The 18,068-nt window shown below is 43.7% G+C and carries 16 protein-coding genes; 14 read left to right on the top strand and 2 right to left on the bottom strand.

Annotated elements, in window-relative coordinates; all coding sequences use genetic code 11:
- Positions 1–20 precede the first annotated feature (20 nt).
- Positions 21–2,036: an ATP-dependent DNA helicase RecG gene (recG, locus tag O3602_RS02625; RefSeq protein ID WP_371611087.1), complete on the top strand. Its 2,016-nt coding sequence runs from the start codon at positions 21–23 to the stop codon at positions 2,034–2,036.
- An 85-nt stretch (positions 2,037–2,121) separates the two neighbouring features.
- On the opposite strand, the gene O3602_RS02620 is transcribed toward recG, so the two are convergent.
- Complete coding sequence (locus O3602_RS02620; protein WP_003013345.1) at positions 2,122–3,084, bottom strand: asparaginase; 963 nt, start codon at positions 3,082–3,084, stop codon at positions 2,122–2,124.
- 62 nt (positions 3,085–3,146) lie between these two features.
- Here O3602_RS02620 and O3602_RS02615 point away from each other — a divergent pair, with 62 nt between their 5' ends.
- Entirely contained in the window at positions 3,147–4,547 is a 1,401-nt protein-coding gene (locus O3602_RS02615) for a Cof-type HAD-IIB family hydrolase (protein WP_371611086.1), read from the top strand.
- A 36-nt stretch (positions 4,548–4,583) separates the two neighbouring features.
- Here O3602_RS02615 and O3602_RS02610 read toward each other — a convergent pair whose 3' ends face one another.
- The gene (locus O3602_RS02610; protein ID WP_003013310.1) at positions 4,584–5,036 is read right to left on the bottom strand and encodes a universal stress protein; all 453 of its coding nucleotides are present in this window, start codon (positions 5,034–5,036) and stop codon (positions 4,584–4,586) included.
- A gap of 208 nt (positions 5,037–5,244) precedes the next feature.
- On the opposite strand from O3602_RS02610, the gene O3602_RS02605 reads away from it, so the two are divergent.
- From O3602_RS02605 to O3602_RS02550, 12 genes are all read left to right on the top strand, one after another.
- Positions 5,245–6,459: a pyridoxal phosphate-dependent aminotransferase gene (locus O3602_RS02605; RefSeq protein WP_049506033.1), complete on the top strand. Its 1,215-nt coding sequence runs from the start codon at positions 5,245–5,247 to the stop codon at positions 6,457–6,459.
- A 187-nt stretch (positions 6,460–6,646) separates the two neighbouring features.
- The gene (gene codY / locus O3602_RS02600; RefSeq protein WP_003013084.1) at positions 6,647–7,435 is read left to right on the top strand and encodes a GTP-sensing pleiotropic transcriptional regulator CodY; all 789 of its coding nucleotides are present in this window, start codon (positions 6,647–6,649) and stop codon (positions 7,433–7,435) included.
- A complete protein-coding gene (locus tag O3602_RS02595) occupies positions 7,435–8,013 on the top strand; it encodes a cysteine hydrolase family protein (RefSeq protein WP_371611085.1) in 579 nt (192 codons plus the stop codon). Before codY ends, O3602_RS02595 begins: the two co-directional genes overlap by 1 nt.
- 112 nt (positions 8,014–8,125) lie before the next feature.
- Complete coding sequence (locus tag O3602_RS02590) at positions 8,126–9,349, top strand: glycosyltransferase (protein ID WP_371605464.1); 1,224 nt, start codon at positions 8,126–8,128, stop codon at positions 9,347–9,349.
- The gene (locus O3602_RS02585) at positions 9,336–10,223 is read left to right on the top strand and encodes a glycosyltransferase family 2 protein (RefSeq protein ID WP_371611084.1); all 888 of its coding nucleotides are present in this window, start codon (positions 9,336–9,338) and stop codon (positions 10,221–10,223) included. Before O3602_RS02590 ends, O3602_RS02585 begins: the two co-directional genes overlap by 14 nt.
- Positions 10,224–10,249: 26 nt before the next feature.
- Positions 10,250–11,533: an accessory Sec system glycosyltransferase GtfB gene (locus O3602_RS02580; RefSeq protein ID WP_371605462.1), complete on the top strand. Its 1,284-nt coding sequence runs from the start codon at positions 10,250–10,252 to the stop codon at positions 11,531–11,533.
- Positions 11,530–13,023 (top strand): glycosyltransferase, encoded by a 1,494-nt coding sequence (locus O3602_RS02575; RefSeq protein ID WP_371611083.1) that lies wholly within the window; start codon positions 11,530–11,532, stop codon positions 13,021–13,023. The genes O3602_RS02580 and O3602_RS02575 overlap by 4 nt, the downstream gene beginning before the upstream one ends.
- A 119-nt stretch (positions 13,024–13,142) precedes the next feature.
- Positions 13,143–13,445, top strand: a complete 303-nt coding sequence (gene gatC, locus O3602_RS02570; protein ID WP_002884769.1) for an Asp-tRNA(Asn)/Glu-tRNA(Gln) amidotransferase subunit GatC — start codon at positions 13,143–13,145, stop codon at positions 13,443–13,445.
- Positions 13,445–14,911 (top strand): Asp-tRNA(Asn)/Glu-tRNA(Gln) amidotransferase subunit GatA, encoded by a 1,467-nt coding sequence (gene gatA / locus O3602_RS02565; protein ID WP_371611082.1) that lies wholly within the window; start codon positions 13,445–13,447, stop codon positions 14,909–14,911. Before gatC ends, gatA begins: the two co-directional genes overlap by 1 nt.
- Positions 14,911–16,353: an Asp-tRNA(Asn)/Glu-tRNA(Gln) amidotransferase subunit GatB gene (gene gatB / locus O3602_RS02560; protein WP_003013267.1), complete on the top strand. Its 1,443-nt coding sequence runs from the start codon at positions 14,911–14,913 to the stop codon at positions 16,351–16,353. Before gatA ends, gatB begins: the two co-directional genes overlap by 1 nt.
- Before the next feature lie 99 nt (positions 16,354–16,452).
- A complete protein-coding gene (locus O3602_RS02555; protein WP_155124678.1) occupies positions 16,453–16,836 on the top strand; it encodes a hypothetical protein in 384 nt (127 codons plus the stop codon).
- A gap of 137 nt (positions 16,837–16,973) precedes the next feature.
- Positions 16,974–18,017, top strand: coding sequence for a 2,3-butanediol dehydrogenase (locus O3602_RS02550; protein WP_003013477.1), 1,044 nt, complete (start codon positions 16,974–16,976; stop codon positions 18,015–18,017).
- Positions 18,018–18,068: the final 51 nt, after the last annotated feature.

Below are 18,068 nucleotides of genomic sequence, written 5' to 3'. Positions count from 1 at the left end.
TATAAAAGAAAGGAGGAGAAATGAATCTACACCAACCCTTATCCGTACTGCCTGGAGTCGGTCCAAAATCGGCGGAAAAATTTAAAAAATTAGGGATTGAAACTTTAGAAGATCTGCTCTTGTATTTCCCCTTTCGTTATGAAGATTTCAAAACGCGCAATGTTTTAGAATTAGAAGATGGGGAAAAAGCCGTCATCTCTGGGGTGGTAGCAACACCAGCCAATGTTCAATATTATGGCTACAAACGAAACCGCTTGCGTTTTTCGATCAAACAGGGAGACCAAGTGATTGCGGTTAATTTTTTTAACCAACCCTATCTAGCAGACAAAATCGAGGTCCAGCAGACAGTGGCGATTTTTGGGAAATGGGACAAGGCCAAAGGGAGTTTGACAGGAATGAAGCTCCTGGCTCAAGTGGAAGATGATTTGCAGCCAGTCTATCGAGTGACGCAAGGAGTCAGCCAAAACAGCCTGGTGAAATTGATCAAAATAGCATTCGACCAGGGTTTGGACCAGCTTTTAGAAGAGAATGTACCCCAAATCTTACGAGAGCGTTATCAACTCATGTCTCGTTCCCAAGCAGTACAAGCTATGCATTTTCCTAAGGATCTGGCAGAGTACAAGCAAGCTCTTCGCCGGGTAAAATTTGAAGAGCTCCTCTTTTTCCAGTTGCAACTCCAAGTGCTAAAAGAAGAAAATCACGATGCCAGCCAAGGGATTTCCTTGGCCTGGAATCCAGAAAAATTAGCAGAACGAAAAAAACAGCTTCCCTTTGAGCTAACGCAAGCTCAAGAAAACAGCTTGAATGAAATCTTGACAGATATGGCTTCTCCTTATCATATGAACCGCCTCTTGCAAGGGGATGTGGGAAGCGGGAAGACAGTCGTGGCCGGTCTTGCCATGTATGCAGCCTTAAGCGCTGGGAAGCAAGCAGCCTTGATGGTTCCAACGGAGATTTTGGCAGAGCAACACAAGGAAAGCTTGCAAAATCTTTTTCCTGATTTGCCAATTGCCCTTTTAACAGGAGGATTAAAGGCGGTTGAGAAACGAGAAGTCTTAGAAGAGATCGCCTCAGGAACAGCTCAACTGATTGTGGGGACACATGCCTTGATTCAAGAGGGAGTTCACTACCAAGATCTAGGCTTGGTCATTATTGATGAACAGCACCGTTTTGGGGTTTCCCAGCGCCGTATCCTTCGAGAAAAAGGACAAAATCCAGACGTCCTGATGATGACGGCTACCCCTATTCCCCGGACCTTGGCTATTACAGCCTTTGGAGATATGGATGTGTCCATCATTGACCAGATGCCCGCTGGACGAAAGGAAATCATCACACGTTGGGTCAAGCATGAGCAGTTAGAAGTGGTCCTCGACTGGTTAGTCAAAGAACTTGGCAAAGGTTCTCAGGCTTACTTTATTTCTCCATTGATTGAGGAGTCAGAGGCGCTAGATTTGAAAAACGCCCTTGCCCTCCAAGAAGAGCTAGAGACCTTCTTTGGACAGCGAGCACGCGTTTCTCTTCTTCACGGGAAGATGAAAAGTGAAGAGAAAGATGCCATCATGCAGGCCTTTAAAGAGCACCAAGTCGATGTTTTGGTGTCTACGACCGTTATTGAAGTAGGAGTCAATGTGCCCAATGCGACCGTTATGGTCATTATGGATGCAGATCGGTTTGGTCTTAGCCAGCTTCACCAGCTTCGAGGTCGGGTTGGTCGGGGAAACAAGCAATCCTATGCTATTCTAGTAGCCAATCCTAAGACAGATAGTGGCAAGCAGCGCATGAAAATCATGACAGAGACAACCAATGGGTTTGTGCTGGCGGAAGAAGATTTGAAAATGCGAGGTTCAGGTGAAATCTTTGGAACCCGTCAATCTGGGATTCCAGAATTTCAAGTGGCGGATTTGGTAGAAGATTATCCCATTCTGGAAGAAGCGCGGAAAGTCGCCAGCAAGATTGTAGCCACGCCAGATTGGCGCGAACACCCCGATTGGGATTTGCTCTCGCTTTACTTAGAAAAGAAAGAACATTTAGACTAAAATATAAAAAGGGAGTAGAGTGGAAATTCTTTGGATTCCACTCTACTCCCTTTAATATGGCATTTTACGGGCTTTGTATCTTAGTTTACCCTTCGATATAGTCTTTGAGTTCTTGTCCTTTTAGGCCGGCATTGAGGGCGATGAGGAGTTTGATGCGCGCTTTGGGGGCGTTTAATTCTTTGATGAAAAAGACACCTGCTTGATGGAGTTGGACACCTCCTCCTTCATATGCGTAGACGGGTTCAGCGATTCCATTGAAGCAACGGGATACTAAAGCGATTGGAAGACCTGCATCCATGAATTCTTGGAGTTTATGTGCCGTTTCTTTAGGGATGTTTCCAGCTCCAAAGGCTTCGATAATGAGGCCATCGAGCTTTGAAAGATCCAGCATGTCCAGCAGATCGGTTTTCATCCCTGCGTAGGTAGCAATGATCGGAACGAAACCATCGATGGTATCGAGATCAAAGCGAACCCTTGGCTCGGCTGTTTTAAAGAAGAGGATTTCCTTTTTCATGACCAAACCTAGTGGACCGTGGGTTGGTGTCTGGAAGGTGCTGACATTGGTGGTATGGGTTTTGGTGACGTACTTAGCCGCATGAATTTCATCGTTCATGACGACTAAGACCCCTTTATCACGTGCTTTTGGATCGGCAGCCACTCGAAGGGCTGTCAGAAAATTATAGACACCGTCGCTTCCGAGCTCGTTGGAGCTTCGCATAGCTCCTGTAATGACCACAGCGATCTCGGGTAACTCCATAGTATCCAAGAAATAAGCCGTTTCTTCCAGCGTATCTGTCCCGTGGGTAATAACGATGCCGTCGTAGTTGTGAGCTTCCTCTTTGATTTTTTGATATAGGGCTAACATGTGACGGGGGGTCATTTGAGGGCTGGGAAGGTTGAAGAAGTCCTCCGAGGTGACTGCAATCCCTTCAATTGGTGAAGTGACTTGGGTCATGGGATTGACTTCATTGGTAATCACTGCCCCAGAGTCGTCTGCCGCCATCGAAATGGTTCCTCCGGTATGTAGTGCTAAAATTTTCTTAAACATGTGAAGCTCCTTGGAATATGTGATATAATTTATTTTATCATAAAAAGAAAGAAACAGTAGACATGGAAATAAAAGCAGTCTTTTTTGATATTGATGGAACCTTGGTTAATGATAGTCGAGCAGTCCTAAAATCAACAGAAAAAGCCATTCAGTCTTTAAAGGAAGAAGGGATCTATGTAGGCCTTGCGACAGGGCGGGGACCGGCCTTTGTCAAACCGTTTATGGAACGCTATGGTTTTGATTTTGCAGTGACCTATAATGGTCAGTATATTTTGACCAAGGACCGCGTGCTGTATACTAGCCCAATCGATAAAAAGAGTCTGCACCAACTAATTGACTATGCTCGAGAACACCGTAAGGAAATTGCTCTCGGTACCAAGGATGGGGTATTTGGTTCTCGGATCATGAGTTTTGGGATGAGTCCTATTTCAACCTGGTCTAGTCGTTTTGTGCCCCGCAAAATGGCCCGTACAGTCAGTCGAGGATTTAACAAAGTGGTTAGCAAGGTCATCCCACAAGACCAGGATACCCTCTATGCACTAGCGCAAGAACCAATCTACCAAGTGTTGATCTTATCGAGTCCAGAAGAGACTGCAAAAATTGAAAAAGAGTTTCCACATCTGAAATTCACGCGGTCTAGCCCATTTGCAGCAGATGTCCTCAACCCAGGGATTTCCAAGTTAGAAGGGATCCGCATCGTTGGTCAGGAATTTGGCTTTGACATCGATGAAGTGATGGCTTTTGGAGATTCTGATAATGACTTAGAGATGCTTTCAGGTGTTGGCTTATCTATTGCGATGGGAAATGGGACGACAAGTGTTAAGGCGATTGCCAAGCATACCACGACCAGCAATGACAAGGATGGCATTCAAAAGGCCCTACAGCACTTTGGTATTCTCTCAGAGAAAGAGCTCTTTATTTCTAAGGATGATCACTTCAATAAGGTCAAAACCTTCCATGGAGTGATGGATGGGAAAACCCAGGAGAAACCAGTTGTCTGGCAACCCCAAGATGCCCTCTATCGGACCATGTTCAAGCAAGAGGAATTAGTGGAATTTGTCCGAGCAGCTAGCTCAAGTGAGGAAGAATTCGATCGCTCGGTAGCAGCCCTTCACGAAGCTTTGGATAAGGCTGCAGATAAGGTTCGTAGCAAGCATCCAGCTGAAATTTCCATGGTGGGGCAGGTTGATGCCTTAATCGATACCTTATATCTGACTTATGGTAGCTTTGTTCTAATGGGAGTTGATCCTGAAGAGGTCTTTGAGATTGTTCATCGGGCCAATATGGGCAAGATTTTCCCAGATGGAAAGGCGCACTTTGATCCAGTAAGCCACAAAATTCTGAAGCCAGATGATTGGGAAGAAAAATACGCCCCGGAACCAGCCATCAAAAAAGAACTCGATCGCCAGCTCAAGGCCTACGAAAAACATGCAAAACAAAAAGAAGCAAAAAAAGACAACTAAAAAAGTTTGGAACTTTTGTTCCAAACTTTTTCTTTCTTACATGGTTTTATCCTTATCACGTACCACTAGTAAGTCTACTTTAGCGTGGCGAAGGATATATTCTGAGGAGGATCCGACCATTAACCGTTCGAAGGCATTGAGTCCGGTAGCTCCGACCATAATAAGGTCAACCCCTTCTTTACTTGGGATATCATTAGCCAAGAGGACCTTTGGATTTCCCATTTCCACAACAGTCGCAACATTTTGAACGCCGACTTTTTCAGCACGTTCCTGGTAGCCTTTGAGCAATTCATTGGCTTCTTCTTGCAATTCTTCGTAGACCTCAGCATCAAAAGTTGAGACGCTTTGAAGGGCACGGGTATCGATGACGTGGACAATGGTCAATTTAGAGCCGTTGCGAAGAGAAACATTAACCCCTTTTTCAAAGGCTAATTCTGCTTCATGGGAACCGTCGACAGCGACCATAATGTTTTCGTATTTTTGAGACATAATCCTACCTCCTTATAGCTTGAAAACATGGATAGAATAGAAAGGAATCCTATTCCTTATACACTTATATTTTATCCCTTTTAGGGCAGAATGTAAAGGTAAAGTCTCGTTTTTCTGCCATATTTTTGCTGAATTTTTAAAGTCCTCGGTTTGTACTCTATTTCAACTAGTGGTATAATAGAGATAATTTCGTGAATCGAGGCAGAATATGAAGGAATATAATAAATCAAGCAAACTCGAACATGTCGCTTACGATATTCGTGGTCCAGTCTTGGAAGAAGCCATGCGCATGCGAGCAAATGGAGAAAAAATTCTTCGTTTGAATACAGGGAACCCTGCTGAATTTGGCTTTACAGCTCCAGATGAAGTCATCCATGATTTGATCATGAATGCGCGTGATAGTGAAGGCTATTCGGATTCAAAAGGGATCTTTTCAGCCCGCAAGGCCATTATGCAGTATTGCCAGTTGAAAAGAATTCCAAATGTGGATATTGATGATATTTATCTTGGTAATGGAGTAAGTGAGCTGATCGTCATGTCGATGCAAGGACTGCTCGACAATGGGGATGAGGTCTTAGTTCCCATGCCGGACTATCCTCTTTGGACAGCAGCTGTCAGCCTAGCTGGTGGGAATGCGGTTCACTATCTTTGTGATGAAGAAGCAAACTGGTACCCAGATATCGAGGATATCAAGTCGAAAATCACCTCAAACACTAAAGCTATCGTTGTTATCAACCCGAATAACCCAACAGGTGCCCTCTATCCAGATGAGATCCTGCTTGAGATTGTGGAGATCGCTCGCCAAAATAACTTGATTATCTTCGCAGATGAAATTTACGATCGCTTGGTCATGGATGGTGAAAAACACACGGCTATTGCAAGCTTAGCGCCTGATCTCTTCTGTGTAAGTATGAATGGCTTGTCAAAATCTCACCGGATTGCCGGTTTCCGTGTTGGTTGGATGGTTCTGTCTGGTCCGAAGCATCATGTGAAGGGCTATATTGAAGGCTTGAACATGTTGTCCAATATGCGTCTTTGTTCAAATGTTTTGTCTCAACATGTTGTGCAAACCTCTCTTGGAGGTTACCAATCCGTGGATGAACTCTTGCTTCCAGGTGGTCGAATCTACGAACAACGCAATTTTATCTACAAAGCCATCAATGATATTCCAGGCCTCTCAGCTGTTAAGCCAAAGGCTGGTCTCTATATCTTCCCTAAGATTGATCGGGACATGTACCGCGTGGATGATGATGAACAATTTGTTTTAGAGTTCTTGAAGCAAGAAAAAATTCTCTTGGTTCATGGCCGCGGCTTTAACTGGAAAGATCCAGATCACTTCCGGATCGTTTACCTTCCACGTGTCGATGAGTTGGCTCAAATTCAAGAAAAAATGACTCGTTTCTTGAAACAATACAAACGCTAATTAGATAAAGGATTGAAGAGAAAAGTCTTCAATCTTTTTTTGATTCATTCTATAAAATCCATGTCATCGAATCGATATTTTTCTGAATTGCGCATAATTGTAGAAAAAATAAATAATTTTCAGATAATTCGATTGAAATTCCCACACTTATATGATATACTTGAGCTGACTATATGCGAGGTTTATTATGGCAAATTTATTAGAAAAGACACGAAAAATTACATCTATCTTGAAACGGACAGATGAACAGTTGCAGGCTGAGATGCCTTACAATGATATTGCTCAGCAATTGGCGGATATTATTCACTGTAATGCCTGTATCATTAATAGCAAAGGAACCCTCCTTGGTTATTTCATGCGTTACAAGACCAACAATGACCGGGTAGAAGCTTTCTTTCAAAATAAAAAATTACCAGAAGATTATGCTAAAGCAGCAAGCTTAGTTTATGATACGGAAGCAAACCTTCCCATCGAGCATGATTTGACGGTCTTTCCAATTGAGACCAAGTCGGAATTTCCTGATGGATTGACGACCATTGCGCCCATTCATGTTTCTGGGATTCGTTTGGGGTCTTTGATCATTTGGCGGAATGATAAAGAGTTTGATGATGATGATTTGATCTTGGTTGAGATTGCGAGTACCGTGGTAGGGATTCAAATGTTGAACTACCAACGCGAGGAAGACGAGAAGAATATTCGTCGTCGTACAGCGGTGAATATGGCTGTCAATACCTTGTCTTACTCTGAGTTGCGGGCTGTTTCTGCCATCCTTAGTGAATTGAAAGGAAATGAGGGGCAGTTGACTGCTTCTATCATCGCGGATCGGATTGGCATTACCCGCTCTGTGATTGTCAATGCACTTCGGAAATTGGAGTCAGCTGGTATTATTGAAAGCCGTTCACTTGGAATGAAGGGAACCTATCTCAAAGTGTTGATTCCAGATATCTTTGAGGAAATTAAGAAAAGAGATTACTAATGACTAAAGCTTTGATTTCAATTGACTATACTGTCGATTTCGTAGCAGATGATGGTAAGCTTACGGCAGGTGCTCCTGCACAAGCCATTTCTGAGACTATTGCTCAGGTGACCCAATTGGCCTTTGACCAAGGAGCCTATATCTTTTTTGCCATTGATGCGCATGATGTAGAGGATCCATTTCATCCTGAAAGCAAGCTCTTCTCACCTCATAATATCATTGGGACCAGCGGACGTGATTTGTACGGCCCTTTGGCAGATTTTTATCGGGAGCACAAAGCGGATCCACGAGTTTTTTGGATGGATAAACGTCATTATTCTGCTTTTTCAGGAACGGACCTAGATATCCGCCTGCGGGAACGTCATGTAGATACCGTTATTTTGACAGGTGTCTTGACCGATATCTGCGTCCTCCATACTGCGGTTGATGCATATAATCTCGGCTATCAGATCGAAGTCGTGGAACCTGCAGTGGCGTCACTTACTCCTGAAAATCATCAGTTTGCCTTGAATCATTTCAAGCATGTCTTAGGGGCAAGCTTGGTCGACGATGCACTTGCTGTATTAGACACAAAATAAGAAAACAATGTAAAAGAGGTCGTAGACATTTGTCTGGACCTCTTTTTAGGGCTTAGAGATTGTCTTCCTCTCTCGAAAATGGTATCCTAATGGAAGAATATAAGGGGGAGTTATGAATAAAAAAGCTGTCGTCTTTTCAGCCGATCTATCTTATATGGAAAAATTGGAAACCGCTATGAAGTCATTGTGCGCCCATCAGGACCGGTTGAAAATTTATGTTTTAAATGAAGATCTACCAACAGAGTGGTTTGCTATCATGAATCAGCGCTTGCGCCAGTTGGATTCAGAAGTGATCAATTGTCGGATGTCTCCCGAGCAATTCCAGTCCTTCTCGCTTCCAAGTAACCATATTCACTATGCAACCTATTTCCGTTACGCTATTCCAGAGATTGTGGAGGAAAAGCGGATCCTCTATCTGGATTGTGACATGATCTTTACACAGGATTTATCGCCTTTGTTTGAGGTCGATTTAAAAGGTCATGGACTGGGGGCAGTGGTAGATAAGCCGACGACGACAGATGGTTTTAATGCTGGACTTTTGGTGATTGATAGGGTTTGGTGGCAAGAGCACCAAGTGACAGAGGCACTTTTTGACCTTACTCGCGAGTACCATCAGCATGTATACGGAGACCAAGGAATTTTGAATCTGTATTTCAAAGATGCGTGGTACCCTTTACCTTGGACCTATAATCTACAAGTAGGGTCTGATAAGGATCAATATCACTATGGAGATTTAGACTGGTACGATGCCTTTCAAGGGATTCCCGCGGTCGTTCATTATACCTCTCATAATAAACCATGGACCTCTAAACGCTTCAATCGTTTTCGTGAATTATGGTGGTTTTACTATGCCCTCTCTTGGGAGGAAATTTTGCTTCGAAAACCAATTTTAAAGCAAACCTATCCAGATCTAGTGGGAGAATTTCCTTATCATGCCGCCATTTATACCCATACAGCAGATATCTACGAGTTGGAGACTTTGTTAAAAGAATTGCCAGACGTAGCGATTCATGTCCTTGCCCATAGCCATTTTGGTTTTAACTTGGTGCAATTGGAACGCTATCCCAACCTCTTTCTTTATCCCTCTTTTGATCCCTTGACCAGTCGAAAGGTCCTAGAAAAATTGGATTTCTATTTGGATATCAATCCTTATGATGAGGTGGATCAGATGACGCAAACGGTCCATCAATTGGGCTTACCGATTTTCTCTTTTGAAGGAACGAATCATGTGGAAAATGGTGAGAACCAAGTGTTTGCGGATGACCAGGTGCAGGAGATGGTGGCAGCGATTCGCGATTATTTAAAGAGAAATGAGAAGAAGCATGGAAACAAATGAAGTAGTGAGTATCATCATTCCCATCTATAATGTAGAAGCTTATTTGAGACAATGTTTGGAAACGGTTATCCATCAGACCTACCCTCATTTGGAAATTATCCTGGTCAATGATGGTTCGCCAGACCAGTCAGAAGAGATCTGTAAAGAATTTTTTAGGAAGGATGCGCGCATCCGCTACGTTCGCCAAGAAAATGGGGGCTTATCTGCTGCTCGGAATACAGGGATTGAGCTAGCAACTGGTGATTACATCACCTTTATTGATCCAGATGACTGGGTGACGGAGGACTATGTAGAAGTGCTCTATCGTCAACTTCAAAAGTATGGTGCGGATGTTTCAGTAGCCAACTATAACCTCTATGATGACAGTAGTAGCAAATACTTGATCAAGGTAACGGACGACGATTATTCAGAATCTCTTTATGAGGGACGCGAGATCATGGACCACGATGCTATCCAGGAGACCAGAGATATGGCCTGGGCTTGTGCCATGATGAAGCTCTATAAGCGTAGCTTATTTGAAGGGCTTCGTTTTCCGGTTGGAAAAAATGTCGAGGATAACTTCCTGATGTATAAGCTCTTCTTAAAAGCCCATCGGGTAGTTCATACGGAAAAATGTATTTATTGGTATCGCGTGGGCCGTGCAGATACTCTGTCCCAGGTTTGGACAGAAAAGCGAGTCGTCGATGAGATGGAAGCTAAGCAAGAAAAATTGGCTCTACTGGGGATGTTAGGCTATGATTTGACCTGGCATCGCTATATCTACAAAACGCGCTTGAAACGGGCCCTTGAAAAATTAGAGGAAGCAGGCTTGCAAGGGTCAGAAACCTATGAGCGTGTGGTGATCAACCTCGGTTTCATTGAAACCCTAGGCTAACTAATTATTGACGAGAAAGGATCAGCATGTTCATTATTGCACCAGAGCAGACCAAAGAGCTGGATCGTTTGCAAAGATTATTGGCCAAACTTGGCCAGACCTATCGAGTATTTGTGACCAATCTGGAAACTGATTTAGCTGAACAGACAGATAGTCTTGCGACCTTTTTTACCCAAAAAGACCCAACATCAAAAGTTGGGAAACCATTATTTTTCAATGATTTAGCAGTCCCAGAATTATGGGAATGTTGGACCCTGGGGATCACAACCTATCTTTTTGATGGTGAGGAACGGCGCGCCAACGTGGTTTTGAGAGAGGATATTTTGTCACGAACGGTTGAAAGAGTGGAGTGGTTTGGTCAGGGAGAAGAGGTCGTATCCATTGATATATACAACCGCTATGGCTGGAGAAGCAAACGGAGTCTCCTAACGGAAGCCGGTCAACCATATTTAGATATTTATTTGAACCGTCAGCAAGAAGAAGTCCTGCTTCACTTTGTCTCACAAGGAATCTTTTTGCATCAACCTTCTAAAGGACTTGATCACCTGTATGCTAATAAGGAAGAGCTACAAAGAGTTGTTCTGAAACAACTCTTGCCCGAAAATGAAGCTATTCTTTTGTTGGATAAGACATTGCTAGATGTTGTGAAAGAGATACCTAAAGAAAGACTGGCCTACTGTGCACGAGAAACTCATGATCTAGATGAGATCAAAGAGCATGTTGACCAGATTTTATTGTTAGAAGATGGTCTATTGAGTGAGAGAAAAGACGGGATCACAGTCTTGTCAGGGCTAGTAGATGTGGAGCAGGAAAGTTTTCAACCAGAAGCTCTAGTCATGACGGCTTCTCAAGAGGTCGAAGGCTTATCTAGCTTGGTCCATCAATTCCCACAAGTGACCTTTCACGTTGCTGCTTTGACGGCCATGGGTCCGAAATTAACAGATTTAGCGAGTTGCTTCAATGTGCGCCTCTATCCAGGGATTTCACTGGGAAAATATGAGGAGTTGTTATCCAGTTGCTCTATTTATCTGGATTGCAACCAAGGAGAAGAAGTGTGGAGCAGTAGTCTTCAAGCTCTTGAAAATGAGCAAGTCTTGTTTGGTTTGAAGAGTACGGTTCATGATGAAGCCTATAAAGAATTGAGCACGATCACAGATACAGTCGAAGAAATGAAACAGCAACTAGAAATATTGCTCCAGCATCCAGAGGCCTTCAAAGAAATGTTAAGAGAGCAAGCACGAATCTTAGAACTGCCTAAAAAAGAAGTTTTGGGAGAGCTGTTTAATCGATTAGAGGGAGGTCTAGGATGACCATTTATACCTTTAATCTATTAGTAGGATATGAACCAAATGGGGTCGATGTTGCACAAGCCTCTCGGGCAAAGATACTCCGGGGCTTGGGAGTGACAGCGAAGTTTGTCTTTACCACATGGCCCACTCCAGAAAAATTAGCCTATTACCTCTCTTTGGGGCACCGGGATGAGGAATTACTCTTTGCTCATCTGATATTTACAGATCAAAAAACCAGTGTTCCTCAAAAGACAGTGGGGGACTTGCAAATGGAGTTTCAACTGACTCGTTTAGATACTATTGAAAAAACGGAAGGAGCCATTCGCTACCAATTTGCGGATAAAAACGAACTAACCTTTTATCTGGATCCCTATCATCCAGACTGTGTCCGCTATGTAGACTATCTTTTAGCGGGAAATATGATCAAACGAGAGTATTATGGAGCTTGTAAACTTGCTACAGAGTATTTTCAATATGGTAGGATACTCAGACGGACCTATCACAATCAAGATGGAAGTATCGCTTTTGAAGAATTGAGGTTGGGTGAAAGCTGGCTCTATAAACTGGGACCTGAGGTTTTGACCAACCATACAGAAGTGATGAGACGTTTTTTGTTGCAGCTATCGTTAAAAGAAGAAGATCTGATTCTGCTTGATCGGGCCTCACGCATGGATTTTGCCCGCCCTTTGTTGGAGAAAGCTGCTCCTTCCAAGCTCGCCATGGTGTTTCATTCGGAGCATGAATTTGAAAATGGGCATCTCAACTATGAGTATTATTATGTGTTCAAGTATGCCAAACGCTTCGATTACTTCATCACGGCGACGGATCTTCAAAAAGAAGTCTTGGAGCAGACACTTGCTAAACAAGGCTGCAAAGGAATTCCAATCTATAGCATTCCGGTAGGGCATCTAGAAGAATTGACGGAATCACAAGGAGACAGATCTCCCTTTAGTGTGCTCACAGCTTCCCGTTTGGATCCAAGAAAACGCATCGATTTGGCTATTCGAGTAGTGGCCCAAGCTCATGAACAACTTCCAGCCCTTCAGTTTGATATTTATGGAAAGGGTGGAGAAGCGGACAACTTGCGACACTTGATTCAGGAGCTTGCAGCACAAGATTATATTCACCTACGCGGTCATGCGGATCTTCAGCAGATCTATCCTTGCTACCAAGTTTACCTCACCACTTCTCAGTGGGAGACCTTTGGTTTGACTTTGATGGAGGCGGCTGGAGCAGGGTTAGCCTTGCTCGGCTTTGATGCCCGTTATGGTAATCCAACTTTTATAAAAGAGGGTGAAAATGGCTTTTTGGTCCCTTATAGCGAGATAATGCCAGAAGAACAATTGGTGAAAGAGTTGGCAGAAAAGCTGGTCCAGCTCTTTGAAAGCGACCTTGCTCCATTTCACCAGGCTTCTTATGACTTGGCCTCTTCCTATCTCACATCTAACGTCCAGGAAATCTGGAAAGAGACATTAATGGAGATGGGGCAATTAGGCGGAAAAGAAATATAAAAAGAAGAATCTGTAGTGACAAAAAAGTCCTACAGATTTTTTCTAAGGCAAGCAAATTAGGCTAAATTATGGTAAAATAGAGGGTATTGGAAAATCATCATTTCACGAAAGGAAGCAAGATGAAAATTACGCAAGAAGAGGTAACCCACGTTGCCAATCTTTCAAAATTGAAATTCTCTCCAGAAGAGACAGCTGAGTTTGCGACAACCTTGTCGAAGATTGTCGATATGGTGGAATTGTTGGAAGAAGTGGACACAACAGGTGTTGCCCCAACAACGACTATGGCGGATCGCAAGACCGTATTGCGTCCGGATGTTGCTGAAAAAGGGACGGACCGTGACCGCTTGTTTAAAAATGTACCTGAAAAAGATAATTACTACATCAAGGTACCAGCTATCCTAGAAGATGGAGGAGATGCCTAATGTCATTCAACCATAAAACCATTGAAGAGTTGCACGACCTCCTTGTCTCTAAGGAAATTTCGGCAACGGAATTGACCCAAGCAACGCTTGACGATATTAAGGCGCGTGAAGAAGCAGTTAACGCCTTTGTAACGGTGGCCGAAGAAGCTGCCCTTGCGCAAGCTAAGGCCATTGATGAAAAAGGAATCGATGCAGACAACCTCTTGTCAGGGATTCCACTCGCTGTCAAAGACAATATCTCAACAGATGGCATCTTGACCACTGCGGCTTCAAAAATGCTCTATAACTATGAGCCAATCTTTGATGCGACAGCTGTTGCCAATGCTAAAGCCAAAGATATGATTGTCATCGGTAAGACCAACATGGATGAATTTGCCATGGGTGGATCTGGTGAAACATCTTACTATGGCGCGACTAAAAACGCTTGGGACCACAGCAAGGTGCCTGGTGGATCTTCTAGTGGTTCAGCAGCTTCTGTCGCCTCAGGTCAAGTCCGTTTGTCCCTTGGTTCAGATACCGGTGGTTCTATCCGCCAGCCTGCTGCCTTCAACGGGATTGTTGGTCTCAAACCAACTTATGGAACGGTTTCCCGTTTTGGTCTCATTGCCTTTGGTAGCTCACTTGACCAAATTGGACCGTTTGCACCAACCGTTAAGGAAAATGCGCTCTTGCTTAATGTCATTGCCAGCGAAGATGCCAAGGATTCAACATCTGCACCTGTTCGTGTAGCAGACTTTACTTCTAAGATTGGTAAAGACATCAAAGGTATGAAGATTGCCCTTCCGAAGGAATACCTCGGTGAAGGGATTGATCCAGCAGTCAAAGAAACCATCCTTAATGCGGCGAAACACTTTGAAAAATTGGGAGCAACTGTCGAAGAAGTCAGTCTGCCTCATTCTAAATACGGGGTTGCTGTCTACTACATCATCGCTTCATCTGAAGCTTCTTCAAACTTGCAACGTTTTGACGGGATTCGTTATGGTTTCCGTGCGGAAGATGCTAAGAACTTGGATGATATCTACGTGAACACTCGTAGCCAAGGCTTTGGTGATGAAGTCAAACGTCGGATCATGCTGGGAACCTTCAGTTTGTCATCTGGTTACTACGATGCTTACTACAAGAAAGCCGGACAAGTTCGTACCCTCATTATCCAAGACTTCGAAAAAGTCTTTGCGGATTACGACCTCATCCTTGGTCCTACAGCTCCAAGCGTGGCCTTTGATTTGGATTCGCTTAACCATGATCCGGTTGCTATGTACTTGGCGGACCTCTTGACCATTCCAGTTAACTTGGCAGGTCTTCCAGGGATTTCGATTCCTGCAGGTTTTGCTCAAGGTCTTCCAGTTGGTCTGCAGTTGATTGGTCCGAAGTATTCGGAAGAGACCATCTACCAAGCTGCAGCTACCTTTGAAGCAACAACGGATTATCACAAGCAACAACCCCTTATTTTCGGAGGTGACAATTAATGAACTTTGAAACAGTCATCGGACTTGAAGTCCACGTTGAATTGAATACAAACTCAAAAATTTTCTCACCAACCTCTGCTCACTTTGGGAACGAGCAAAATGCCAATACTAATGTGATCGACTGGTCTTTCCCAGGGGTGCTTCCTGTCTTGAACAAGGGTGTTGTGGACGCTGGTATCAAGGCTGCTTTGGCCCTGAATATGGATATCCACCAGCACATGCACTTTGACCGTAAGAACTATTTCTATCCTGATAATCCAAAAGCCTACCAAATCTCACAATTTGATGAGCCAATCGGTTACAACGGTTGGATTGAAGTGCAATTGGAAGACGGCTCAACGAAGAAAATCGGGATTGAACGGGCCCACTTGGAAGAAGATGCTGGTAAGAACACACACGGAACAGATGGCTTCTCTTATGTAGACCTCAACCGTCAAGGGGTGCCATTGATCGAGATTGTATCTGAAGCAGATATGCGTTCTCCAGAAGAAGCCTATGCTTATTTGACAGCCCTCAAAGAAGTCATCCAGTACACAGGTATTTCTGACGTCAAGATGGAAGAAGGATCGATGCGGGTCGATGCCAATATTTCCCTTCGTCCATACGGTCAAGAGGAATTTGGTACCAAGACGGAGTTGAAAAACTTGAACTCCTTCTCCAACGTCCGTAAAGGTCTTGAATACGAAGTTGAGCGCCAAGCGAAAATCTTGCGTTCAGGTGGTGTCATTCGTCAAGAAACACGCCGTTATGATGAGGCCAACAAGAGCACGATTCTTATGCGTGTCAAAGAAGGAGCAGCGGATTACCGTTACTTCCCAGAACCAGACCTTCCATTGTTTGAAATCTCAGATGAGTGGATTGAGGAAATGCGCACGGAGTTGCCAGAGTTTCCAAAAGACCGCCGTGCTCGCTATGTGGCAGAGCTTGGCTTGTCTGACTATGATGCCAGCCAATTGACAGCGACGAAAGTCACTTCTGACTTCTTTGAAGCAGCCGTAGCCCTTGGTGGAGATGCCAAGCAAGTGTCTAACTGGCTCCAAGGTGAAGTGGCGCAATTCATGAATGCAGAAGGCAAAACACTGGAAGAAATCCAATTAACACCAGAAAACTTAGTAGAAATGATTGCCATCATCGAAGATGGAACCATCTCTTCTAAGATTGCCAAGAAAGTCTTCGTTCATTTGGCGAAAAACGGTGGCGGTGCGCGTGAATACGTCGAAAAAGCCGGATTGGTACAGATTTCAGACCCTGAAGTCTTGATTCCAATCATCCACCAAGTCTTCGCAGACAATGAAGCAGCCGTAGCCGACTTCAAGTCAGGGAAACGGAATGCGGACAAGGCCTTCACAGGCTTCCTCATGAAAGCAACCAAAGGCCAAGCTAACCCACAAGTAGCCCTCAAGTTACTTGCTCAAGAATTGGCGAAGTTGAAAGAAGATTGATAGAAAAAGAACCAGCCGAGAGGTTGGTTTTTACTATCCATAAAATTGTGTTAGAATAGGAAAGACCATTACATATCAACTATCATTAGGAGGAGTCACATGAACAAATTTTTAAGAGTTTTATTTATCCTAGTCATTATCGCTATGTCTGGAGCGATTATCTTCCAACTATTCTTTCCATCCTATATGGGAAGTCATTCGGGATATGGTATTTCTGTCGGTTGGCAACGGGAGATTGGGATTTGGAATATGGCAGTCCTTGTGATCTTGATTGCCGTCAATCTCAAATACGATTGGTTTTATCTTCGGACGGTACTAGTGGCCTTGATCATTGGTGGGTTTGGAATTGGGACCAATCATCTTTTCAGTTATTTTCACTATCATCTGCCGGTCAATGGGATTGGTGCGCTTGAAAATTATCTCCTTGTCCTTGGTTGGATGGTGGGCTGGAGAATAGAGAATTCACGAATCAAGAAGAGGTAAGAAGGAGCAGTCGAAGGGCGGCTCTTTTTTCATCTTCAGTTTTTTCTTGACAAAGTTTGTGAAAAGGCTTACAATGGATTTGTTGAGTTTCCTGAAAAGGAAAATGCAAATCATGGAAATATAAAGGAGATTATCCTATGGCTACTATGAAAGCAGCTCGCTGGCATGCAGCAAAAGACGTTCGTATCGAAGAAGTGGAAGTACCTGAAGTACAACCACATCAAGTAAAAGTGGCAGTTAAGTTCACAGGGATCTGTGGGACGGACTTGCATGAATATTTGGATGGACCGATCTTCATCCCAACTGAAGAACATGTGTATTCTGGTCAAAAAGCACCGGTTACTTTGGGACATGAATTCTCTGGTGAAATTGTAGAAGTCGGAAGTGATGTGACTCGTGTCAAAGTTGGGGATCGCGTGACGATTGAACCAATTTTGGCAAAACATAACCTAATCGGTGACTATAACCTTGATCCAAACTTGAACTTTGTCGGCCTTGCTGCAGATGGTGGTTTTGCCAAATATTGTGTCCTTGACGGTGACATTGTCCATGTGATTCCAGATGGCTTGAGCTATGAACAAGCTGCGCTTACAGAACCTGCAGCTGTGGCTGTTTATGCCGTTCGTCAATCTGCATTGAAAACTGGGGATACAGCCGTTATCTTTGGCTTGGGTCCAATCGGTCTTTTGATTGTTGAAGCCCTTCGTGCAGCAGGAGCATCAAAAATCTATGCGGTTGAATTATCTCCTGAACGCCAAGCGAAAGCGGAAGAATTGGGAGCAATCGTTGTTCGCCCAGAAGAAGGAGAAACAATCGTCGAAGCCATCCATCGCTTGACAGGTGGTGGAGCAGATGTTTCTTATGAAGTGACTGGAGTTCCAGTTGTTTTAGGTCAAGCCCTTGCAGCTGTTCATAAAGCTGGGGAATGTATGGTCGTATCTATCTGGGAACGTGAAGCTAGCATCAATCCAAATGAATTCGCTATCCAAGAAAAATCTCTCAAAGGAATTATTGCCTACCGTCATATTTTCCCTAAAGTATTGGAATTGATGGAACAAGGCTACTTCTCTGCTGAAAAATTGGTTACCAAGAAAATTAAATTGGATAATATCGTTGAAGAAGGATTTATTGAATTAACACAAGATAAATCTCAAATCAAGATTTTGGTTCAACCTGAATAAGCGAATAAATTTATATGAAATATATGAGGCTGAAACGTTTCGTTTCGGCCT

This window comes from Streptococcus sp. 27098_8_186, from assembly GCF_041432055.1.
Lineage (GTDB): Bacteria > Bacillota > Bacilli > Lactobacillales > Streptococcaceae > Streptococcus > Streptococcus dentalis.
This window is presented reverse-complemented; position numbering and strand designations above follow the sequence as displayed.